Source organism: Cryobacterium sp. MLB-32, from assembly GCF_000738085.1.
Lineage (GTDB): Bacteria > Actinomycetota > Actinomycetes > Actinomycetales > Microbacteriaceae > Cryobacterium.
Genome location: NZ_JPRS01000040.1, coordinates 12,370 through 31,275 on the forward strand (window position 1 = coordinate 12,370; position 18,906 = coordinate 31,275).

General features: G+C 63.9%; 18 protein-coding genes and 2 pseudogenes. 10 read left to right on the plus strand and 10 right to left on the minus strand.

All coding sequences use genetic code 11. From position 1 onward, the window contains the following. Positions 1-2: 2 nt before the first annotated feature. From JF66_RS06380 to JF66_RS21595, 4 genes are all read right to left on the minus strand, one after another. Positions 3-800, minus strand: a complete 798-nt coding sequence (locus JF66_RS06380; RefSeq protein ID WP_051973205.1) for a hypothetical protein — start codon at positions 798-800, stop codon at positions 3-5. 138 nt (positions 801-938) lie between these two features. Next, on the minus strand, positions 939-1,946 hold the full coding sequence (locus JF66_RS06385) for a sensor histidine kinase KdpD (RefSeq protein ID WP_035876340.1): 1,008 nt from the start codon (positions 1,944-1,946) through the stop codon (positions 939-941). Beyond that, entirely contained in the window at positions 1,943-2,617 is a 675-nt protein-coding gene (locus tag JF66_RS06390; protein WP_035876341.1) for a response regulator transcription factor, read from the minus strand. The genes JF66_RS06385 and JF66_RS06390 overlap by 4 nt, the downstream gene beginning before the upstream one ends. Further along, the gene (locus JF66_RS21595; RefSeq protein ID WP_051973206.1) at positions 2,607-3,281 is read right to left on the minus strand and encodes a phosphatase PAP2 family protein; all 675 of its coding nucleotides are present in this window, start codon (positions 3,279-3,281) and stop codon (positions 2,607-2,609) included. Before JF66_RS21595 ends, JF66_RS06390 begins: the two co-directional genes overlap by 11 nt. 258 nt (positions 3,282-3,539) lie before the next feature. Between JF66_RS21595 and JF66_RS06400 the strand changes: the two genes are divergently transcribed. Beyond that, positions 3,540-4,403: a GntR family transcriptional regulator gene (locus JF66_RS06400; RefSeq protein WP_051973207.1), complete on the plus strand. Its 864-nt coding sequence runs from the start codon at positions 3,540-3,542 to the stop codon at positions 4,401-4,403. Here JF66_RS06400 and JF66_RS21600 read toward each other — a convergent pair. Next, a complete protein-coding gene (locus JF66_RS21600) occupies positions 4,385-5,119 on the minus strand; it encodes an HAD family phosphatase (RefSeq protein ID WP_051973208.1) in 735 nt (244 codons plus the stop codon). The genes JF66_RS06400 and JF66_RS21600 overlap by 19 nt on opposite strands. Positions 5,120-5,309: 190 nt before the next feature. Here JF66_RS21600 and JF66_RS06410 point away from each other — a divergent pair, with 190 nt between their 5' ends. The 7 genes and pseudogenes from JF66_RS06410 to JF66_RS06435 all read left to right on the plus strand — a co-directional run bounded on the left by JF66_RS06410 (position 5,310) and on the right by JF66_RS06435 (position 11,366). After that, positions 5,310-6,470 carry an ABC transporter substrate-binding protein gene (locus JF66_RS06410; protein WP_051973209.1) on the plus strand — a complete coding sequence of 387 codons (1,161 nt, stop codon included), beginning with the start codon at positions 5,310-5,312 and terminating at the stop codon, positions 6,468-6,470. Continuing rightward, the gene (locus tag JF66_RS06415) at positions 6,454-7,413 is read left to right on the plus strand and encodes an ABC transporter permease subunit (RefSeq protein WP_197059340.1); all 960 of its coding nucleotides are present in this window, start codon (positions 6,454-6,456) and stop codon (positions 7,411-7,413) included. Before JF66_RS06410 ends, JF66_RS06415 begins: the two co-directional genes overlap by 17 nt. Further along, positions 7,410-8,246 carry an ABC transporter permease gene (locus tag JF66_RS06420; RefSeq protein ID WP_051973210.1) on the plus strand — a complete coding sequence of 279 codons (837 nt, stop codon included), beginning with the start codon at positions 7,410-7,412 and terminating at the stop codon, positions 8,244-8,246. The genes JF66_RS06415 and JF66_RS06420 overlap by 4 nt, the downstream gene beginning before the upstream one ends. Then, complete coding sequence (locus tag JF66_RS06425) at positions 8,243-9,358, plus strand: ABC transporter ATP-binding protein (protein ID WP_051973211.1); 1,116 nt, start codon at positions 8,243-8,245, stop codon at positions 9,356-9,358. Before JF66_RS06420 ends, JF66_RS06425 begins: the two co-directional genes overlap by 4 nt. Next, positions 9,355-9,576 (plus strand): annotated as a pseudogene (locus tag JF66_RS25255) (alkaline phosphatase family protein); the annotation flags it as partial. The gene JF66_RS06425 and the pseudogene JF66_RS25255, both read left to right, overlap by 4 nt. A gap of 335 nt (positions 9,577-9,911) precedes the next feature. Continuing rightward, positions 9,912-10,184 (plus strand): annotated as a pseudogene (locus JF66_RS25260) (hypothetical protein); the annotation flags it as partial. A 96-nt stretch (positions 10,185-10,280) separates the two neighbouring features. Continuing rightward, positions 10,281-11,366: a sugar phosphate isomerase/epimerase gene (locus JF66_RS06435; protein ID WP_051973212.1), complete on the plus strand. Its 1,086-nt coding sequence runs from the start codon at positions 10,281-10,283 to the stop codon at positions 11,364-11,366. Positions 11,367-11,547: 181 nt separating this feature from the next. Here JF66_RS06435 and JF66_RS06440 read toward each other — a convergent pair whose 3' ends face one another. Next, the gene (locus JF66_RS06440) at positions 11,548-12,525 is read right to left on the minus strand and encodes an aldo/keto reductase (RefSeq protein WP_035876342.1); all 978 of its coding nucleotides are present in this window, start codon (positions 12,523-12,525) and stop codon (positions 11,548-11,550) included. Positions 12,526-12,773: 248 nt separating this feature from the next. Here JF66_RS06440 and JF66_RS06445 point away from each other — a divergent pair, with 248 nt between their 5' ends. Beyond that, complete coding sequence (locus tag JF66_RS06445) at positions 12,774-13,352, plus strand: cysteine hydrolase family protein (RefSeq protein ID WP_081882189.1); 579 nt, start codon at positions 12,774-12,776, stop codon at positions 13,350-13,352. A gap of 36 nt (positions 13,353-13,388) precedes the next feature. Here JF66_RS06445 and JF66_RS06450 read toward each other — a convergent pair whose 3' ends face one another. The 3 genes from JF66_RS06450 to JF66_RS06460 are packed head-to-tail and all read right to left on the minus strand — an operon-like array spanning position 13,389 to position 17,342. After that, positions 13,389-14,564, minus strand: coding sequence for an acyl-CoA dehydrogenase family protein (locus JF66_RS06450; protein ID WP_051973213.1), 1,176 nt, complete (start codon positions 14,562-14,564; stop codon positions 13,389-13,391). Between the two features lie 13 nt (positions 14,565-14,577). Further along, the gene (locus JF66_RS06455; protein WP_035876343.1) at positions 14,578-15,837 is read right to left on the minus strand and encodes a beta-ketoacyl synthase; all 1,260 of its coding nucleotides are present in this window, start codon (positions 15,835-15,837) and stop codon (positions 14,578-14,580) included. Further along, positions 15,834-17,342 carry a class I adenylate-forming enzyme family protein gene (locus JF66_RS06460; RefSeq protein WP_035876344.1) on the minus strand — a complete coding sequence of 503 codons (1,509 nt, stop codon included), beginning with the start codon at positions 17,340-17,342 and terminating at the stop codon, positions 15,834-15,836. The genes JF66_RS06455 and JF66_RS06460 overlap by 4 nt, the downstream gene beginning before the upstream one ends. Positions 17,343-17,559: 217 nt before the next feature. On the opposite strand from JF66_RS06460, the gene JF66_RS06465 reads away from it, so the two are divergent. Further along, a complete protein-coding gene (locus JF66_RS06465; protein ID WP_035876345.1) occupies positions 17,560-18,354 on the plus strand; it encodes a GNAT family N-acetyltransferase in 795 nt (264 codons plus the stop codon). 217 nt (positions 18,355-18,571) lie between these two features. On the opposite strand, the gene JF66_RS06470 is transcribed toward JF66_RS06465, so the two are convergent. Beyond that, entirely contained in the window at positions 18,572-18,832 is a 261-nt protein-coding gene (locus JF66_RS06470; RefSeq protein WP_035876346.1) for a hypothetical protein, read from the minus strand. Positions 18,833-18,906: the final 74 nt, after the last annotated feature.

The window sequence follows — 18,906 nt, forward strand, 5'->3', positions numbered from 1 at the left end:
GTTCATGCAATCGCGTCAACGGTCGTTTTAGTACGGCGGGCACGCAGGGTGAGCACGGTCACCAGGATGAGGATGACGGCCAGGAAAAGAACGCTCGTTCCGGTCGTTCCGAGGCCGAGGCCGCCGTCAGCGGTGGGCTGGGAGAGCAGATCTCCGGTGGAGGCACCGAGCGGGCGGGTGAGGATGTAGGCGATCCAGAAGGCGACCACGGCATTGAGGTGGAAGACGACGTACGCGACGGCGACGAGGGCAATGGCCGCGGCAAAAACCAGAAGGGCCACGAAGAAGCCCAGGTCGAGGCCCTCAGCGACGAGGTCGCCGGCCGCTGTGCCCAGGGCGAATGTGACGAGCACCGCGAGCCAGTAGAACGACTCCCGGCGGGTGGTGACGATGGAGTGGATGGAGAGGGTTTTTTCCGATACTGCCCACACGGTGAATACCGCAGCAAGGGCCACGGCGAAAACGACCGTGGTGACCCACAGTGGTACGCCGAGGCTGTCGGTGAGGTTGTCGGTGATGAGTGTGCCCACGACGCTGATCAGCACTACCGCGAGCCAATACACCGCTGGGGTGTACTCGCGGAGGATGAATTGAAAAATCAGGGCGGCCACCAGGAGCACGGCCATGACGATCGATGTGAGGGTCAGGCCAAGCCCAAGGTCGACGTTCAAGAAATCGGCTGCGGTCTCACCCACCGTGGTGGCGAGAACCTTGATCACCCAGAAAATGAGGGTCACCTCGGGGACCTTGTTCAGCATGCGCCGCGAGGGGGAGAGGGTGGGCGACAGAGTGGACGTCATGGGCGGGCTCCTTTGAGGGTCTTGGCTCAAGTGAACCCGTCCGCTTCTAAGACTTCTCACAGAAGCGAACGTCGGGACCGAGATGGTCTGCACCCCGCATGGGCGACGGGTTTCGGAACTTCCGGAGACTTTCGGGGATCAGGAGAGGTTCGCGCGGGGCACAACGAGCCGCATGGATGTGCCGTCCGCCGAGGTGTCGACGACGGTTACGGATCCGCTGTAGTGCACCGCTATCTCTCGCACGAGTGAGAGGCCGATGCCAAAGCCCGTGCTGGTGCGGCCTGTGCCGCTGTCTGCGAGGGTGTTGGAGTGCGCAAAGCGGTCGAAGATGCGCGCTGGGTCGATGCCCTGGATACCGGGACCACGATCACGCACGGTGATCGATACCGTCCTCTTCGTCGTGGCGAGGTACACATCAACGATGGAGTCGGGAGGGGCGAATCGGAGCGCATTATCCAGAAGGGCCACAACGCAGCGGGTAATGCTGGATGCGGGAACGTGTGTGGCAGCCGGGGACGGCGCATCCAATTCGATGGTGATGCGCTTGTGGGCGGCGAGCAGCGTCATGGATCTGACGGCCGCAGTGACCGTTGCGTTCACGTCGGTGATGGCGTCCTCGTCAGCGGTCGCGCGGCTGATCTCGGCCGATTCAAGGAGGTCGTTGACGATATGTATGAGGTCTTTCGCGTCGCTGCGCAGTTCGGTGACGATCTCTGACGACGAGTCCCCGGCGGGTAGGGAACGTTGCAGAATCTGCAGGCGTGCGTCGAGGACCGCGAGCGGGGTTCGGAGTTCGTGGCTCGCGTCGGCGACGAAGGCACGTTGCAGGCGGAGCGCCTCTCCGAGGGGTTGCACGGCGCGTCTGGTCACGAACCAGCTCATCACCCCGGCCAGCGCAATCAGGGCAACGCCCAAGACGGCGGCGGCGCGCAGGAGCTCAACGGCACTGACCTGCAGGTTATCTGTGTCCGGCACGGGTTCAAAGAGTTCAGTGGGGGAGATCTGAGACAGGATGTAGATGAATACGGCGACGATGATGACCACCACAACGGCGGCGCAGGCGAGGGCAATTCGTGTGCCGACGATTCGGGACGCCCGACGGACGGCGAGGGCGTCACTGTCCAGGGCGGGGCGGTGGCGCGTCACGGTTGTCCCAGTCGGTAGCCGTGCCCGCGCACGGTGAGGACCATGTCGGTGTCCGTCTTGCGGCGGAGATAGTGCACGTAGGTATCCACGGTCCCGGCAGTGTCGGCGACGCTGAAGACAGCATTCAGGATCTCCAGGCGAGAAAATGTTCGCTGCGGGGAATCGGCCAACAACCGGAGGAGCTCATTCTCCTTCGCCGTCAGCAAGACTCGTCCGTCGTATGGCGAGTAGATCGTGCGACTGTCCGGGTGATACTCCCAATCGCCCACGGCCACAGACCGACCCTCGCCAGTGAATACGCGGCGGACGGCCCGCAGCCGCGCCAGAAGTTCCTCAAACTCAAAAGGTTTCACCAGATAGTCGTTCGCGCCGACATCGAGGCCGTCAACTTTGTCGCGCGTGGTGCCGAGAGCTGTGAGTAGCAGTATCGGTGTGGTGATGAGCTTGCCGCGGAGCGTCTCAATCACGCTCAAGCCGTCCAGCCCGGGGAGTCGCCGGTCGATGACCATCACCTCGAAGCCTCCAGTGAGGCCGGCGTGCAAGCCCTCCGGACCATCGGCGATCAGGGTTACGTCGTAAACCTCGGTGAGGACCTGCTTGATCAATGGTCCCAGCTGCGGGTCGTCCTCGATCAGCAAAAGCCGCGGTAGGACGCTGTGTTCAGTCGGCATCCGTCTCTCCTCGGTAAGCACGTACGGCCTGAGCATCAGGTCGACGTTCGTTCAAGTGTGACATCACCAGAGACCAGAGGGCGTTGACCAGCGTGACCGCCGCTGTCGCGTACACGACTGATGCCACCACGTCGGAGGGATAGTGCACGCCCAGGTACACCCGAGATGCTGCGGTTGCGAGCGCGACGACCACGGCGGCGCCGATCAGCACCGGGCGCCACCAGTGCCGGGCCGAGACGACGATCAGGCCGAGCACGAAACAGACCGCGAAGCTGGTGTGTCCACTGGGAAAACTGAGACCGCCCGGCTCCAACACCAAAATGTGGTGCAGCGACGCGATGTCGGGACGCGGACGCTGCACGAGCACTTTGATCACGGCTGCCCCGACGGTAGGAATCATCACGATAAGTGGGAGTTGAAGTGCCGTACGTGGCTTCCGAGTCGCCAACAGAATTGATCCGGTGGCGATCAGAACGAGTACCGCTGCGACCGTCGAGCTAAACAGCCAGTCGATTCCGAGGGCCATCGCGTCAAGTTGCGGGGTGTGCAAGAGATTCACCCGGCGAAGGACACCCATCTCCATCGATGTCCACCCAGCGGAAGATTTCACGAGCATTCCGAGGGCGATGACGATCAGGATTATGCCCAGGGCAGGGAGTGCCATGCGGTCGAGCGGCCTGTGCGGTCGGGTATCCGGTCTCATACGTTCAGATTCCCCTCCTCCGACACAGAACCCTCTAAGAAAGGTATACGCGGGCGCTTGACAAGCGCGTGCGGGCCATCGGCGATGTTTGGTCCTGCCGTCAAGGCCGGGGAACCCCCTGTTACCTGAGTGAATTATGATGTGAAAAATAAGGCCTCAGCAATCAACCGCTGTGTGGCCTGCCGACCCTGACCGGAAGCCCGAGAGAATAGGCACGCCATGAGCCCACTGGCCTCGACGGCAGTCCCGTCTGACGATTCGATCCTGTCCCTCGCCGTGGAAGCGCGCTGGGGCACAACTGCCCCCGTTCACCTGCAGATCGGCGAGTGGATCTGTGGGCTGGTCGTTTCGGGGGAGTTGGTGCCCGGTGAAAAACTTCCTCCAGAGCGCCAGCTGGCCGAGGCCTTGTCCGTGAGTCGGATGACCCTGCGTCAGGCCTTGGAAGGCCTTCAGACGGCGGGGTGGATCACACGCACGCTGGGCCGCAGCGGTGGCGCCGTCATCACCGAACACCGGTCGAACATGGACATCGCGAGCTTGGCAGGGCTCCGCGCGCAGTTGTTGCAATCGGCTATGTCGGCCTCCTCGCGACTCATTTCCGCGACACAGCATGGCCCGGATGCCGATACGCGCACGGCCCTGCGGCTCGGTACAGCCGATGAGGTGTTCGAGATCCAGCGGGTCCGGTTGGCGGATATGGTGCCTGTCGTGTTTGAGCGGTCTTTCTTCCCGGTGGCGTTGTTCCCTGGGCTGCTCGAGCATGAACTGACTGGGTCCATGTACTCGATCATGCGCAGCGAATTTGCGCTTGGCCCTGTCTCCGCGGCGCAGGAGATCAATGCTGTTATCGCTGATGCTGCCGTGGCCGACTTACTGGAGATTGCCGTAGGCAGTCCGCTCCTCGGTATCGTGCGCACGTCCCTCTCGGGCAATGGAACACCGGTGGAATTTTCACGGGATCTCATTTGCTCGGAGAGACTGCACGTGACCGTTTCGGGACGGATTGTGTCGGGCGTTGAACCACCTGAAGGTTCGCGGGCGCCCGAGAGCGACCAGCCGACGGGCTACGAGTCGAACCGCTGAGTCAACACCGAGCGGTTCAACGTCGGCAGCACGTCATCCGCATGGTTGCGGAGTTCGCCGTCTGGGTGAGTTCCTGCGACCGCGAGAACTCGCATACCGGCCGCTCGCGCGGCCGCTATCCCGGGAAGAGAGTCCTCGACCACGACGATGCGACGAGGATCGGTGATGCCCAACAGTTGGGCACCGCGGAGAAACCCTTCCGGGTGTGGTTTCCCGTGAACGACATCTTCCTCGGCGACGACCGTGGACAGGAGGTCGTCCAGGTCTGCCTTGCGCAGCGCGGACAACACGCTCTGTCGATTTGCCCCGGTGACGACGGCGAGAGAGAGCCCGAGCGCCGCTGCGCCGCGAACGAACTCCCGGGTGGATTCCGAGATCAACTGGACAGAGGCGGCAGCCCGCTCGTACCGTTCAGCGAGCTGCTCAACCAGTGTCTCGAGGGCGGCATGAGGTCGGGTGCTCTCCCTGAGCAGAGCGCCGAGAATATCGCTGTCACTTCGTCCGGCGAATGTGGTGATGTACCGGTCCGCCGATAACGTCACGCCGAGGCTTTCCGACGCGAGAGCTCTGATCAGCGTGGACAGAAGCCGTTCATCATCGGAGAGTGTGCCGTTGAAATCCAGAAGGAGACCGTGCATATCGGCGATGCCCCATCCGCTCGCGAGGGGGTCGCGGAGTGAGTCAGGGCTGAGAGAGAAATCCGGTGTGTGCGTCATGTCGATGAGTCCTTTGTGCGGGCGGTCGAGTGTCAGATCTCCACTATGGGCCACTGATCGGGCCGCTTCACGGCCATAAGCAAAAGGTCTAGACCAAATTCAGCGCACGTCCAGATGATGTTCATCTACTCGACACTTCGGGGGTTCAGTCTTCGAACACCCCACCCCACCACGACTCTGGAGCGCCCTCATGCTTTCCCATTTCTCCCCGTCATCTCGGCCGACTCGGCGTACCCGCCGCGGTCTCGCCCGCCGTTCCGTTGCCGTCGTCATCAGCGTTGCGGCGACCCTGCCTCTCCTCGCCGGATGCGCAACACCCGCAGCCCCCGATGCCACAATCGGCACGAACCTCGATGAAATCATCACGCTCGCGCAGGCAGAAGGCGAGATTCAGTTGATCGCGTTGCCGGACACCTGGGCGAACTACGCCGAGTCCATCGCGGGGTTTGAAGCCAAGTACGGCATCACGGTCAACGTCGCCAGCCCGAATGCCTCGAGCGGCGAAGAACTTTCCGCCGTGAAGAATCTCAAGGGCCAGTCCACGCAGCCCGATGTGCTGGATATCGGCTATTCATTCACCCAGCCGGCGATCGATCAGAACCTGCTCGGCACGTACGTGCCCTCGCTCATCAATGAGGTGCCCGACAACCTGAAGGATCCGAACGGTAAATGGACCGCAGCCTATTACGGTGTGCTCAGCATGGGCGTGAACGCGAATGTTGTTGACGTGCCCACGTCCTTCGCCGACCTCACGGATCCGCAGTACAAGGGTCTGGTCGCCATTGATGACCCGCGCGATGGCGCGTCGTCGCTCTCGACCGTTTTCGCGGCGGCCATCGCCAACGGGGGAAGCCTCGACAACATCCAGCCGGGAATCGATTACTTCGCCGGCCTCGCCGAATCGGGAAACCTCGTACACTCCACGTCCAACGCCGCAGCCCTCTCCACCGGAGAGGCCGCTGTCACCTTCGACTGGAACTACAACTACAGCGGCATCACGGACGAAATGACCCAGTCTTCTGTTGATCTGCAGGTGCGCGTTCCGACCGACGGCGTCTTCGGCAACTACTACGCCCAGCCCATCACGCTCGACAGCCCACAGCCGAACGCGGCCCGCCTGTGGGTCGAGTGGCTCCTGAGCGATGAGGGTGCTATCAGCTACGCGAAGAGTGGCGCCGTACCGGCTCGCTACGCCGCGATGGATGCCGCGGGCACCCTCCCGCAGGCAGCACGCGACACGCTCCCGTCGGCCGACACCCTTGCGCAGATCAGCTTCCCCACCCTTGAGCAGTCCGCCGCAGCAACCGAGCTGATCATCGCTCAGTGGGGCTCGCGTGTCGCCAGCAAGTAACGTTTCTCTCCTGGAATCCGCCGCGGGAGACGCCACAGCGTTCCCGCGGGCCGGCCGGACCCCGGCCGGCGTCCCCGGTGACGTGGGGTCACGGCTCTCTCGTCTCCCCAGCCGGGACCTGCTCGGGTTGTTGCCCTACTTCGCCTTCATCGCAGTCTTCCTGCTGTTGCCGATCGCCGCCAACGTCTGGACGAGCCTGCATGACAGCACGGGTGGGTGGTCGCTGGACTCGCTGATGAAAATAGGTCGGCCTCAGTACCTCTCCGCCTTTCTGAGCACGATGACGCTCTCCACCGTCACCGCGCTACTGGGAGGGGCGCTGGGGCTGCTCGTCGCCTGGGCCCTGGCGACACTCGAGCGTCCTCGATGGCTGAGATCGGTCATGCTGTCGTTCTCTGTCGTCGCGTCACAACTGGGCGGGATCCCTCTGGCTTTTGCATTCATCGCTGCGATCGGCTCGCAGGGCATGATCACGATTGCGGTCTTCGATGCGACCGGGTGGGACCTCACGGATACGTTCGCCCTGTCGTCATTCTGGGGACTCGTCGTGGTGTATCTCTATTTCCAAGTGCCGCTCATGGCAATCCTGATGTTGCCCGCCCTCATGGGAATTCGCCGCGAGTGGAGTGAATCGGCTCGCAGCCTCGGCGCCGGGCGTCTCCGGTACCTGATCGACATCATGTTGCCGATTCTCTCGCCCGCGATTGGAGGCGCGTTGCTCTTGCTCTTCGCCAACGCGTTCAGTGCCTACGCGACGGCTTACGCCGTGAGCGGCGGTGGCGCCAATCTCATTCCCATCCTCATCGGTTTCTTCATCTCGGGCAACGTCCTCAGCGATCAGGGACTCGGTGCCGCGCTGTCCACCGGCATGATGGTCATCATCACGCTGGCGATGCTGCTCCGGCACCTCCTGGTGCGGCGCTCAACGCGGTGGCTCTCATGAACCGCGCGACCACCGGCTCGCGCAGCATCGTTCAGGTGCTCGTTCTCGTGACCACGGGACTGCTATTCGCGTTGCCGCTGATCGCATCCGCTTCCTTCGGGTTCACGCTTCCCGAGCAGGGTTTCACGCTGCAACCGTTGCTCGAGGCCGTGGCCGATTCAGGATTCGCCGCCCAGATATTCCAGAGCCTGATTCTGGCCGTGCTCACGACCGGTGCATCGTTTGCACTCCTCATTCCCACTCTGGTGTGGCTGCATCTGCGCGCGCCGCGGTGGTTGCCGCTCGCAGAATCACTTTCCGTTATTCCGTTCGTCGTGCCAGCCGTCGCTTTGGTCAACGGGGCGAACCTCGCGTTCAGGCTGACCGTTCCCAGCTTCATCACCAGCGTCTACAGCCTTGTACCGTTCTACGTCATCCTCACCATGCCCCTGGTGTACCGCGCGCTGGATGCCGGGATGCGTTCCTTTGAGCTGCGAACGCTCCACACGGCGGCGACGAGCCTCGGATCGGGGCCGATACGCACCTTTTTCAGCATCATTCTGCCCAATCTGAGACCAGCCCTGGTCACGGCCGGTCTTCTCTGCTTCACCCTCGTGCTCGGTGAATACGTGTTGGCCACGCTCTTGCTCCACTCAACGTTCCCGGTCTTCCTGGTCCAGATCGGCCAGGACCACCCGCGTGCGGCCGCGGCTCTGTCCGTGTTGACCATCCTGTCCACCTGGCTCGTGCTGTCGGCGTTCAGCGGTGGCGGCCTCGCTCGCCGTCGCCGCAAGGCCGCGCACACTTCGGCTACCACGCCATCAATCCTCATCGACGTTAGGACTCCCGTATGACCGGCACGAGTGCAGAGGTTGTCCTCCGCTCCATCAGAAAATCCTATGGACGCCAGGAGGTGTTGAGCGACGTGAACGTTTCCATCGCAGGCGGTGAACTGCTCGCCATTCTCGGACCGTCCGGCTGCGGCAAGACAACAGCCCTGCGCGTCATGGCGGGCCTCGAGCGCCCCGACCACGGCACGGTGCATATTGACGGTCAAGACGTCACCCGTCATCGCATCGATAAGCGTGGAATTGGGATTGTCTTTCAGGCCTATTCGTTGTTCCCGCACCAGACGGCCGCTGAAAACGTGGCTTATGGCCTGCGGGTTCGCGGGGCCAGTCGCTCCCGCCGTGCATCTCGAGCGGCGGAACTGCTGGATCTCGTGGGATTGGCCGATCACGGTGCGAAATTTCCCCATCAGCTGTCCGGAGGGCAGCAGCAGCGGGTGGCACTCGCAAGGGCCTTCGCCATCGAACCCCGCGTTCTTCTGCTCGATGAACCACTCTCGGCGCTCGACGCGCAGGTTCGCGTGCAACTTCGCGAGGAGATTCGCCGAGTGCACTATGACATGGGAACGACGACAATCCTGGTGACCCATGATCAGGAAGAGGCCCTCAGCATGGCGGACCGGGTAGCCGTGATGCGAGCCGGTCAGGTTGAACAGGTGGGTACGCCTCATGAGGTTTACCACCGCCCGGCCACGGCATTCGTGTCGTCATTCGTGGGAGTCGTGAACCGGATTCCCGGTCGCGTAACGGGTACCGACCAGATTTCGGTGCTCTCGCATCTCCTGGCCGTGAGCACTGCCGGGCGCACCCGGGGGGAGGCCGTGGACGTTCTTGTGCGGCCCGAGCACCTCCGGGTGCGGCCGTCGGAATCCGACACCGGTGCCGGAGTCGGCGTTGTGGGCACGCTGACACTCCGAGGCGCTATTTCGAGCCTCGCCGTGTATTTTCGGGAATCGCAGTACACCGTTCGGGTGGATTTACCGTCCCGCGAAGCGCAGCTTTTCGCTGCCGGCGACAGGGTCAGTGTGACGGCTCACGCCGATGACGCTCTGGTCGACGCTCCCGGGGCGCGGGCCTTCGAACCGAAGACCGCGGCTGATCGGAGGGTCGCAGCATGAGACGACGCAAATTTGTCCTCATCGGTATTGACGGGCTCATCATCGATCGTGCGCTGAAATCGACAGCGGCCCCCCATCTGTCCGATTTCGTCAATCAGGGACTGTATGCGCCGATGACCATGGAGGTGCCCACCATTTCCGGGCCCGGCTGGTCGTCGATTCTCACCGGGGCAACGCACAGCGAGCACAGCGTCTTCGACAATTCCTTTCACGGACACACTCTCGGTCGAAACGCCGATCTGCTCAGCCGCGCCTACTTTGCCGACCAATCCGTCACGACCTATGCGGCCAGTGGATGGCCTCCTTTGGTCGACCCCGTCAGCGTAGGTCCCGTAATCAGCAACCGCGTCGAGCAGCAGAATGCCGGTGTGCACAAGATCATCGTTCGGGACGGTGAGACGTACGGTTATCGACGTGCCGATACCGAGGTCGCCGACATCTCTCGCCTGTACCTGAACCAGGGCGGTCCCGACGCCAGCTTCGTCTATCTGGCGAGGTCGATGAGGCGGGGCACGTCTATGGCGGCGCATCCGACGAATATCTCGATGCGGTCAGACGCGTCGACGAGCACCTGGGTGCGCTGCTCCACACGATCTCAACGCGAGCGAAGCGGGAGGGCGAAGACTGGATCGTCGGCATCACAACCGACCACGGCCACCTCGATGAGGGCGGGCACGGAGGCGCCGAAGACGTGGTGGCTTCCTCCTTCTTCGCGGTCGCCCGCTGCGCCGGGGACGATGATGTGTGGTCCAGTGACGGTATCTCCCTGCGTCCGGTGATGCGTCCAGAGCATATTGCCGGCTACCTGCTCGCCCATATCGCCTAAGGGGGCGCACCCGGCTGGCGCTGGCTCTCGGGAGCTAGTACCGGTCCCGTAGCCGACGGGCACCCACGTTCAGCCCCGCACCTCCGGAGGAAACGCATGACCGCTCACCACGAACGTTTTGCCGTACTGATGACGCACAATGTTGCCGAGCCGGATGTTCCACCGGTTCTCGACGAACACCTCGCTGCGCGGCTGCTGCCACGACTGGCGCAGATGCGTCTCTTCGCGCACAGTTACTCACTGGTAGCCAATCTCACCCACGGTCACCTCACGCCGGCCGACCTGTTGGACTTCGCTTTCCGGCATGGACTCCACGGCCTCAGCATCCACATACTCGACGGGGAGGACAACTGCCTGGAGCGCATGGATGCCGAACAGCTTCACGCGTTCGCCGCTAAAGCGCGCGCACTGAGCCTGGTCGTTCACCTGGAGATCAGCAGCACCAGGCGCGAGGACGTGGACCGCGTCATCGCTGTCGCCGAGGCCATTGGAGCCCAGAACATCCGCGTGTATTCGCGATACGAGGGTCTTCTTTCCCAGGTCCTGAAAATCGTCGAGTCCGACCTGCGGTACATGGCCGATCAGGCCGATGTCTACGATCTGTACTTTGACTGTGAACAGCACGAAGAGCTCAAAAGCTCAGATATCGTCCACGTGCTTCGCCAGATCAATCATCCGCGGATTCACGCTCTGTTCGATTTTGGCAACATGATCAACGCCGACGAGCGCCCACTAGAGGCCCTCAGGGGACTCGCCCCCTACATTCGGCAGAGTCATCTCAAAGGCGTGCGCATCGTGCCGGAACTCCACGGATTCGGGCACCAGGGCGTGAATCAGGGGAGCGATCAGGATGATCTCCCCAGCCCGCGTCTGCTGTGTGAACTTCTGATGCTGGGGGATCACGAGCCGCAAGTCACCGTGTTCAGCCTGGAACAAGAAAATCACTACTCAGCGCCGGCATTCCGCCACTCCGACGAAGACCCGGACCCGTTCATTCCGTATCGGGACATGAGCGACACTCCTTTACCGCCAGGCTATTCGGTCGAGCAGATGCTCTCAGAGGAACGTCGATCAGCAGAAAATCAGGTGATGTACGTTCGGGGGCTGATCACAGAACTCACCGCTCTCGCTGAACTCGCCCGAAGCGATGGTGGGGGGAAACGCGACGTGCACAGCGACTGACGTCGTCATCCCGCCCTTTCTGAGGCGACGTCGCGCAGGGTCCGACGTTGACGGCTCGTCCGTGACAAAGTTGAGGACACGCGATTGCCGGTGCCACGCCAGCACAAAATTTGCTGGCGTGGCCGGTGCACAACTGCGGTGATCGCAGTCTCAGCTGAGCTCAGCTCAGCCGGCGGGCCGGTCAGCGGTTCAGGGGCGTCATATCGGCATAACGGTCGCCGACAGGCGCAGCGATCGCACCGAGTGCGGCGAGCTGGTCGGCACTCAGAGTGACCGCGTCCGCGGCGACGTTCTCCTCCAAGCGCTGGACGCGTTTGGTGCCGGGGATGGGGGCGATGTCGTCGCCCTGGGCGACGAGCCAGGCGAGAGCGATCTGGGCCGGTGTCGCGTCGAGTTCGGCAGCGACAGCATCGACCTGCTCGACGATCCGGATGTTGGCAGCGAGGTTGTCGCCGGCGAAGCGCGGGTTGCTGCGACGGAAGTCAGCCTCGTCGAGGTTGTCGAGGGAGCGGATCGTGCCGGTCAGGAAACCGCGCCCAAGCGGCGAGTACGGCACGAATCCGATGCCGAGTTCCCGCACGAGGGGGAGGAGCGTCGCCTCCGGGTCCCGAGTCCAGAGCGAGTACTCGGTTTGCAGGGCTGTGACCGGATGCACGGCGTGGGCGCGCCGGATCGTCTCCGGGGCGGCCTCGGAGAGTCCGTAGTGGCCGATCTTGCCCTCGGCGATGAGGTCGGCGAGAGCGCCGACCGTTTCTTCGATCGGCACGGCGGGATCCATCCGGTGCTGGTAGTACAGGTCGATGTGGTCGGTGCCGAGCCGGGTGAGGGATCCCTCGATCGATAGCCGAACATTCTCCGCGCTGCCGTCGAGGCCGCGAGTACCGTCGCCCCGGTGCAGAATTGTGCCGAACTTTGTTGCCAGAACAACCTGGTCCCGCCGTCCCGCCAGTGCCCGACCGAGGAGTTCCTCGTTGACGTAGGGGCCGTACATCTCGGCGGTATCGAGGAGGGTGACCCCGAGGTCGATGGCCCGGTGAATCGTGCGGATCGACTCGGCGTCGTCTGTTCCAGCCCCCGAGTAGAAGGCCGACATTCCCATGCAGCCCAGTCCGATCCGAGAGACATCCAGTCCATTGTGTCCGAGAGTGATGTGCTTCATCTAAATGAAGTCCCTTCTGAGTAGATCGTTGTCGTGGACTCGATCCCCGCGAGGCATACCCCGTGTGAACGGCCTTTGCTTTGAGTCTTGCGCGTCAACCTTGACGGGAGCTCAGTTGGCAGCCGGTTTCGATCGAAGCTCACGGCCACTAAACCCGAGCTCATCGGGTCTGCAGGCTATCGGCGGTCCGTGCCCCCGCCGGTCCAATCGTTTCAGGTACTGTTTCTGAAACCGGAAAGGAGCCCCTCGTGCGGAAGAACATACCCTCGATTGATGAGCGCACCGCACTTGTCGTCGTCGACGCGCAGCAGGGATTCGACCAGGCCGAGTGGTGGGGGCCTCGCAACAACCAGGGCTGCGATGCGAACATCGCTGCTCTGCTGACTGAGTGGCGCAAGCGTTCGCGACCGGTCGTCTTCGTGCAGCACGATTCCTCCAATCCACTCTCGCCCCTGCATCCCGATGATCCTGGCCATGCTTTGAAAAGCTACATGTCCGGCGCTCCCGACCTACTGGTGCATAAATCGGTCAACTCCAGTTTCCATGGAAGTCCCGACTTGGACTCCTGGCTCCGAAAGAATCAGATCACGTCCCTCGTGATCTGCGGCATTACGACAAACCACTGTTGCGAGACAACAGCGCGGGTGGGTGGGAACCTCGGGTACACCGTCTATTTCGCCGTCGATGCTACCCACACGTTCGACAGAACTGATCTGAAAGGTGGAATGGTCGATGCAGCTGAACTCTCGCGAATCACGGCGATCAACCTGCACGACGAATTTGCCACCGTTGTCCGCACCGTCGAACTTCTGAACCTAGAGCGCTGACACAATCCGCTCTCTGCCTTGGTGATTTTTCGGCTGTCAGTTGTCGTCGAGCAAGGCCGACGCATACATCGGCCGGGCGGCGTCGGCGCTCGGTGGGTGAAATAGGCTGGCCGCGGCGTCCCTGTGGAGTCTGCTGAGTTCACTGGTGTTGTTGAATCCGGTGCCACCGGCGCAGACCAGCGCGGTTTCGACCGCGTGACGTGCAACGGTCGATGCGTTGAGGCGTGCGCTGACCAGCCGCAGCGGCCATCCGGCGCCGTGGTCGACCAAGTCGTCGACGTCGCGACTGTACGTGTCGAGTTGGGCCGGCACAGCCATGTACTCCATGTGTGCGTCGGCCAGTCGGGCCCGGAACTCCGGAACTTCGGCATAGGTCGTGCCGCTCTTGGCCGACGATCGGCTCTTCAGCCCCTGCGCGGCCAGCTCGAGCGCGCGGCGGGCGAGCCCGGCATAGACCGATCCGATCAGCAACTGGAAGTGGCTGGTGATTGCGAAGGTCAGCAGGTCGGGGTGCCGCCCTGTCGGCATTCTTCGCGCGATTCTGTCGGGTCGCATCCGCACCTTCGTCAGGATCGTCGTACGGCTCTGGGACGCGCGCATGCCGAGCACGTCCCAATGGTCGGACACCGAGATGCCGTCAGCCGAGCGCTCGAGGAAGCCGTACACGAGCGTTGGGTTCGCCGTATCCGTGCTGTCCAGCCCGTGGGCGATCAGGCGAGTCCACACCGGCGACAACGAGGTGAAGATCTTTACGCCGGTGAGCAGGTACCCGCCGTCTTCCTGCGGCTCCGCGAGCGTATTCGAGTCCTGCAGCACCCAGTCATTCGCCGGCTCACTGACACCGAACGCGAAAATCTCGCCGGCCATGGCCTCATCAAAAACGTACCCGAGCGACCGGTCGCCGCGCGCGAACATCGCGCTGACGACGCCGATACACATGAGGTGCATGTTCACCGCCAGCGCCGTCGCCGGGGCGGCCGTCGCCAGGCGTTGCTGCAACCGCGACACCTCGTTGAGCGACAGCCCGGGTCCGCCGAATTCCTCGGGCACGAACAGGGTGAGATAGCCCTGCTCGGTGAGCTCGGCGAGGTCCTCGTCGAAAAACCGGTTTTCCCGGTCGTAGACGTCCGCGCGCTCACGGAATCGTTCGAGGAGGCCCTTGGGCAGATACTTCTCGGCCAACTCCGCGTGTCTGGTCTCCCGGTTGGGCATGTGTGCTCCTTCGTCAGTCATTTCTGCGTGTGATCACCAGTGCGCCGTTGTGCCCGCCGAATCCGAATGAGTTCGACAGCACCGTGCTGACGCTCTGGTTGCGCGCTTCGCCGGCCACGATGTCCCAGCCTTCGAACTCGGGATCGTCGAGGTTGATGGTGGGCGGCACTATGCCGTCGCGGAGCGACTGCACGGCGAGGATGGCCTCGACAACCCCGGAGGCTCCGAGCAGATGACCCATGCTGGATTTCGTCGCACTGATCGGAATGCGGCGGGCGCGGTTTCCGAGTGCGGACTCGAGGGCGTTCAATTCGGCTGCGTCCCCGGCCGCGGTGCCTGTGCCGTGGGCGTTGATGTGGTCGACGGCCTCCGGGGTGAGACCCGCGTCGGCGAGGGAATCGCGCACGGCTCGCGCCGCTCCCCGGCCCTGCGGATGCGGGGCGGTGGGATGGTAGGCGTCGCTGGCGGCTCCGAACCCGGCCAGCTCCGCCAGTGCAGAAGCGCCCCGGGCGAGAGCTGTCTCCTCGGACTCGAGCAGGATGGCCGCGGCCCCCGCCGACATCACGAAACCGGACCGGGCCCGGTCGAAGGGGCGGGAGGCTGCGGCGGGGTCGTGCTCATACCCGCGCGCCAGTGCACGCATGTTCGCGTTTGATGAAAGATTCACGGGGTTCAGGCAGTCCTCCAGACCCACCACGAGCACCGCGTCGGCGTAGCCGTGGCGGATGCGCCGCATGGCCTCGCCGAGACCGATCGCTCCGCTCGCACACGTTGCCGAGACGCCCTGCGCCGGACCGAACGCATGGTAGCGCTGGCTCAGTACCGAGGCGGCCGAGTCGGGAGCGCCGTACATCGCAAGCGTCAGTGGCACCGCCCGTGGACCGCGCCGGTCGAGGTCGCGGGCGGCCCGCTGAATGGCGTCGACGGGCCCCGCTCCCGTGGCGGCGATCACCGCGAACCGATGCGGATCCCACGGAAAGTCGGTCGAACCCGGTGTCCACCCCGCCTGCGTCAGCGCTTGATCGGCGGCCGCGGCTGCCCAGTGCTGGCTGCGGCTGAGACGACGGGCGAGGCCCGGCTCCAGCACCGCGGCCGCCTCGAACCCGCGCACGAGCCCGCCGATGCGCACGGCCAGGTTAGCGAACTCGGGATCGTCGAGCGTCGTGATGGCGCTGCGGCCGTGGACAACGGCATCCCACATCGTTGGCACGTCAAGCCCGCTCGGGGTGATCGCCCCGAGCCCGGTGATGACAGCCCGGCGCCGGTCGTTCACAGTCGTTCCGCCTCTCCGTGCGCGACAAGGTCGGCCGCGGCAGTGCGACGAATCTTGCCGCCGACGGTACGCGGCAGCCGATCGACCCGGTACCAACGGCGTGGCACGAATTGCGGGGCGAGCTTCTCGCGCGCGCGTGTGAGTAGATCGGCCCTGGCCGGCGCCGCACCCTCGATGAGGAGAGCGACGACCGCCCCGAGGCGTTCGTGGGGGAGAGCGACCGCGCAGACCGCGCCGAGGTGCGGCATCCCGTCAAAGGCGCGCTCGACATCCGGCAACATCACCTTGTGCCCGCCCGTGATTGCGATGTCTCCGACCCGGCCCGCGAGCACCAACGCACCGTCAACCATCCGACCCTGGTCGTTCACGGTCGCCCACCCGTCCTGGCCCAGAAGTGTGGCATCCGTGGTTCCGGGGAGGTACCCGTGGGAGCAGGCGTCGGCGCGGATCCACAGTGTGCCGGGGTCGCCGTCGGGAACCTCGTTGCCCTGCTCGTCGCGAATGCTGGCGCCGACACCCGCGTAGACGCTGATGCGAGTGCCGTCGCCGTCGCGACTGTCCCCGATGAACCCGATTTCAGCCGCCCCGTAGTAGCTGATCAGCCGCACGCACGGCAAGACGTCGGCGAGACCCGTGCGGAGGATCGCGGGCAGGTTGGCGCCGCCGGTCACGACCAGCTCGAGCGTGCTGAAGCGGTCCGCGCCGCGGCGGCAGGCATCGATCAGCGCCTGAACCACGGCGGGCACGGCGACGACGCGGGTGATCTTCTCCTCGCTAATACGGCGACCCAGCTGCACCGGATCGAACTCGTCCGCCAGGTGAGCGCTGCCGCCCGAGGCGAGGCTCTCGATAAGCGCATAGAGGGTGAGGCTGTACGACACCGGCCCGGGTGCAAGCGTGGCTACGCCGGGCCCGGGCTCGAGGTGTGCGCTGGAGACAGCGAAGTTCGCGCGGTATTGGTGCCGCGTCTTCAGAAACGCCTTGGGGTTGCTCGTCGTGCCCGACGAGAACAGAAGCAGAAACGGCTCCGCGTCGTCGCGCACCGCCGGGCCGGCTGCCGGCGCGGCGACAGCCTCTTTCTGCAGAAAATCGGAGAGGGTGATGGTTGTGCCCGTCCACCCGCGAGCGCGGAGGACCGCCGCGAGGTCCGCTGAGTCGGTGATGACGACACCGATTCCGGTGGCGAGGATGACCCCGGCGCGGTGTTCCAGCGGCCACTGTGGGTCGATCGTCGCCGACACGGCGCGGAACCCCGCGAGCCCGGCAATGATGCGTGCGGTGTGGAAGGTCGAGGACAGGCTCACGGCCGTGATCGGGATTCCGTGAGTCTCCGGAGCCGATATCGGCGGCGTGGGCTGCGCGCGGTGCAGGGCCTGCACGACGGTGAACATGTGCCGCGAGTTGTGCACGAGTTGCGCGTAGGTCAGCTGACCGTCTTCCGCGACGATCGCCGGTTGGTCGGGGTGATGGTTGGCCACGGCCAACACAGTCCGCGTGATCGGCACCCGCGGCCCCCCTTAAGATCGACGTCGTTCAGTGCATGACAGAGCTAATTTTAGCGGGTCAGCCTCGTCGCGTTCCTGCTACCTGAAATTGGGCTCCGACGGTGACGAAGACGGGCGAATCCGATCGGATGCGCGTTCCGATCACGATTGGCGAACGATGGGAGCGATCAGTGATCCAGCACCTCGTCTCACAGACGCCCGGCATAGGCTCGTCACGATGACGACGACGATGCAGATTCTCGATCACTACGATTCCCAGCTGCGACTTGTGGTGCCGCAACACCCACCGGCCGGACAGACGTTTCACACCGACGGACGTGTGATGCGTGTCACGGGACAGAATCGCGGATTCATTGAGACGGCGCAGTCTCTGACCGTCGAGGGGGAGGCCCTGGATCGTCTCATCACGGACAATCGGGACTTCTTCGCCCGGCGGGGTGAAGCCGTGGAATGGAAGACCAGAGGCCATGATCGCCCTTCGGACGTGCCGGAGCGCTTGAAGGCGGCGGGCTTCGTTGCTGAAGACACCGAAACCGTCATGGTCAGGGAGGCGCACGGCCTGGCCGCCGTTCCGAATCTTCCCGACGGGGTTGCCCTGCGAACGGTGCACACGAGAGTCGACCTTGAGCGCATTGCCCGAATGGAATCTGCGGTCTGGAACGAGGACTTCGGTTGGCTCGCCCATGACCTGCATGAGCAGATGAAGGCCGAGCCGCACAACATGAGCGTTTTCGTTGCTGAAGCGGCCGGTGAAGTCGTTTCTGCAGCGTGGCTCGTCGTGACAGAGGGCACTGATTTTGCGGGGCTGTGGGGTGGCTCGACCCTGCCCGAATGGCGAGGGAAAGGGATCTACACCGCGCTGCTGGCGCGGCGAGCTCAGACAGCTCACGACCGAGGTGTGACGTATCTTCATGTGGACGCATCCGACGACAGCACACCCATTCTCCGCAGGCTGGGTTTCACCGCTGTGACGACCACGACACCATACGTGTGGACCCCGCCACGTGACTAACACGCGGCTTGTCGTGCGCTGAGCTCGCTGTTGAACTCCGTCGCGCAGCAGAGCCCGACCGCGAACACCTATCGGGCGGAGAATTCTCCCGTGGCGAGAGAGTGGCGGATGCCCACGCGCACGGCCGGCCATTCACTGGCAGTCGGTGTCGGCGGCCGCTGTCCGGGATGCGCTGGTGCGTTCAACCCGCTCCCGGCGGTCCCTCGGTGTGCCCGTGTCAGCGGAGGTCGGGGTTTTCTCGGACGTCGGCCATTTCCAGATACCCGGCTAGACGCGATATGAAGTCGTCATCGGTTCTGTAGGCGGGGTCCGCGACGGCCTTCTCGTATTCGGTCGTGAGCTCAGTGATGATGTCGTCGATCTGGAGCACGGCCAACGCGTTCGATTGGCTGTTGTCGAGTGCGATCAGATACCCGATAGCGCGATCAATATCGGATGCCCCACCGAAGACGTAGTCGTCCATGTTGAGTGTTCCCATCGGTCGATGTGAGGCGGCTCACGACGTGGCCGCGATGCTTGAGGATAGCCGTCCACACGAAGCTGGTGGTGTGA

What these genes read in the sequence shown, in the direction of transcription:
- JF66_RS06410 (WP_051973209.1), top strand. Translation starts at nt 5,310, where the DNA reads ATGCTTTCCCATTTCTCCCCGTCATCTCGGCCGACTCGGCGTACCCGC.
- JF66_RS21595 (WP_051973206.1), bottom strand. Translation starts at nt 3,281, where the DNA reads ATGGCACTCCCTGCCCTGGGCATAATCCTGATCGTCATCGCCCTCGGA.
- JF66_RS06420 (WP_051973210.1), top strand. Translation starts at nt 7,410, where the DNA reads ATGAACCGCGCGACCACCGGCTCGCGCAGCATCGTTCAGGTGCTCGTT.
- JF66_RS06390 (WP_035876341.1), bottom strand. Translation starts at nt 2,617, where the DNA reads ATGCCGACTGAACACAGCGTCCTACCGCGGCTTTTGCTGATCGAGGAC.
- JF66_RS21600 (WP_051973208.1), bottom strand. Translation starts at nt 5,119, where the DNA reads ATGACGCACACACCGGATTTCTCTCTCAGCCCTGACTCACTCCGCGAC.
- JF66_RS06435 (WP_051973212.1), top strand. Translation starts at nt 10,281, where the DNA reads ATGACCGCTCACCACGAACGTTTTGCCGTACTGATGACGCACAATGTT.
- JF66_RS06425 (WP_051973211.1), top strand. Translation starts at nt 8,243, where the DNA reads ATGACCGGCACGAGTGCAGAGGTTGTCCTCCGCTCCATCAGAAAATCC.
- JF66_RS06470 (WP_035876346.1), bottom strand. Translation starts at nt 18,832, where the DNA reads ATGGGAACACTCAACATGGACGACTACGTCTTCGGTGGGGCATCCGAT.
- JF66_RS06380 (WP_051973205.1), bottom strand. Translation starts at nt 800, where the DNA reads ATGACGTCCACTCTGTCGCCCACCCTCTCCCCCTCGCGGCGCATGCTG.
- JF66_RS06465 (WP_035876345.1), top strand. Translation starts at nt 17,560, where the DNA reads ATGACGACGACGATGCAGATTCTCGATCACTACGATTCCCAGCTGCGA.
- JF66_RS06400 (WP_051973207.1), top strand. Translation starts at nt 3,540, where the DNA reads ATGAGCCCACTGGCCTCGACGGCAGTCCCGTCTGACGATTCGATCCTG.
- JF66_RS06440 (WP_035876342.1), bottom strand. Translation starts at nt 12,525, where the DNA reads ATGAAGCACATCACTCTCGGACACAATGGACTGGATGTCTCTCGGATC.
- JF66_RS06450 (WP_051973213.1), bottom strand. Translation starts at nt 14,564, where the DNA reads ATGCCCAACCGGGAGACCAGACACGCGGAGTTGGCCGAGAAGTATCTG.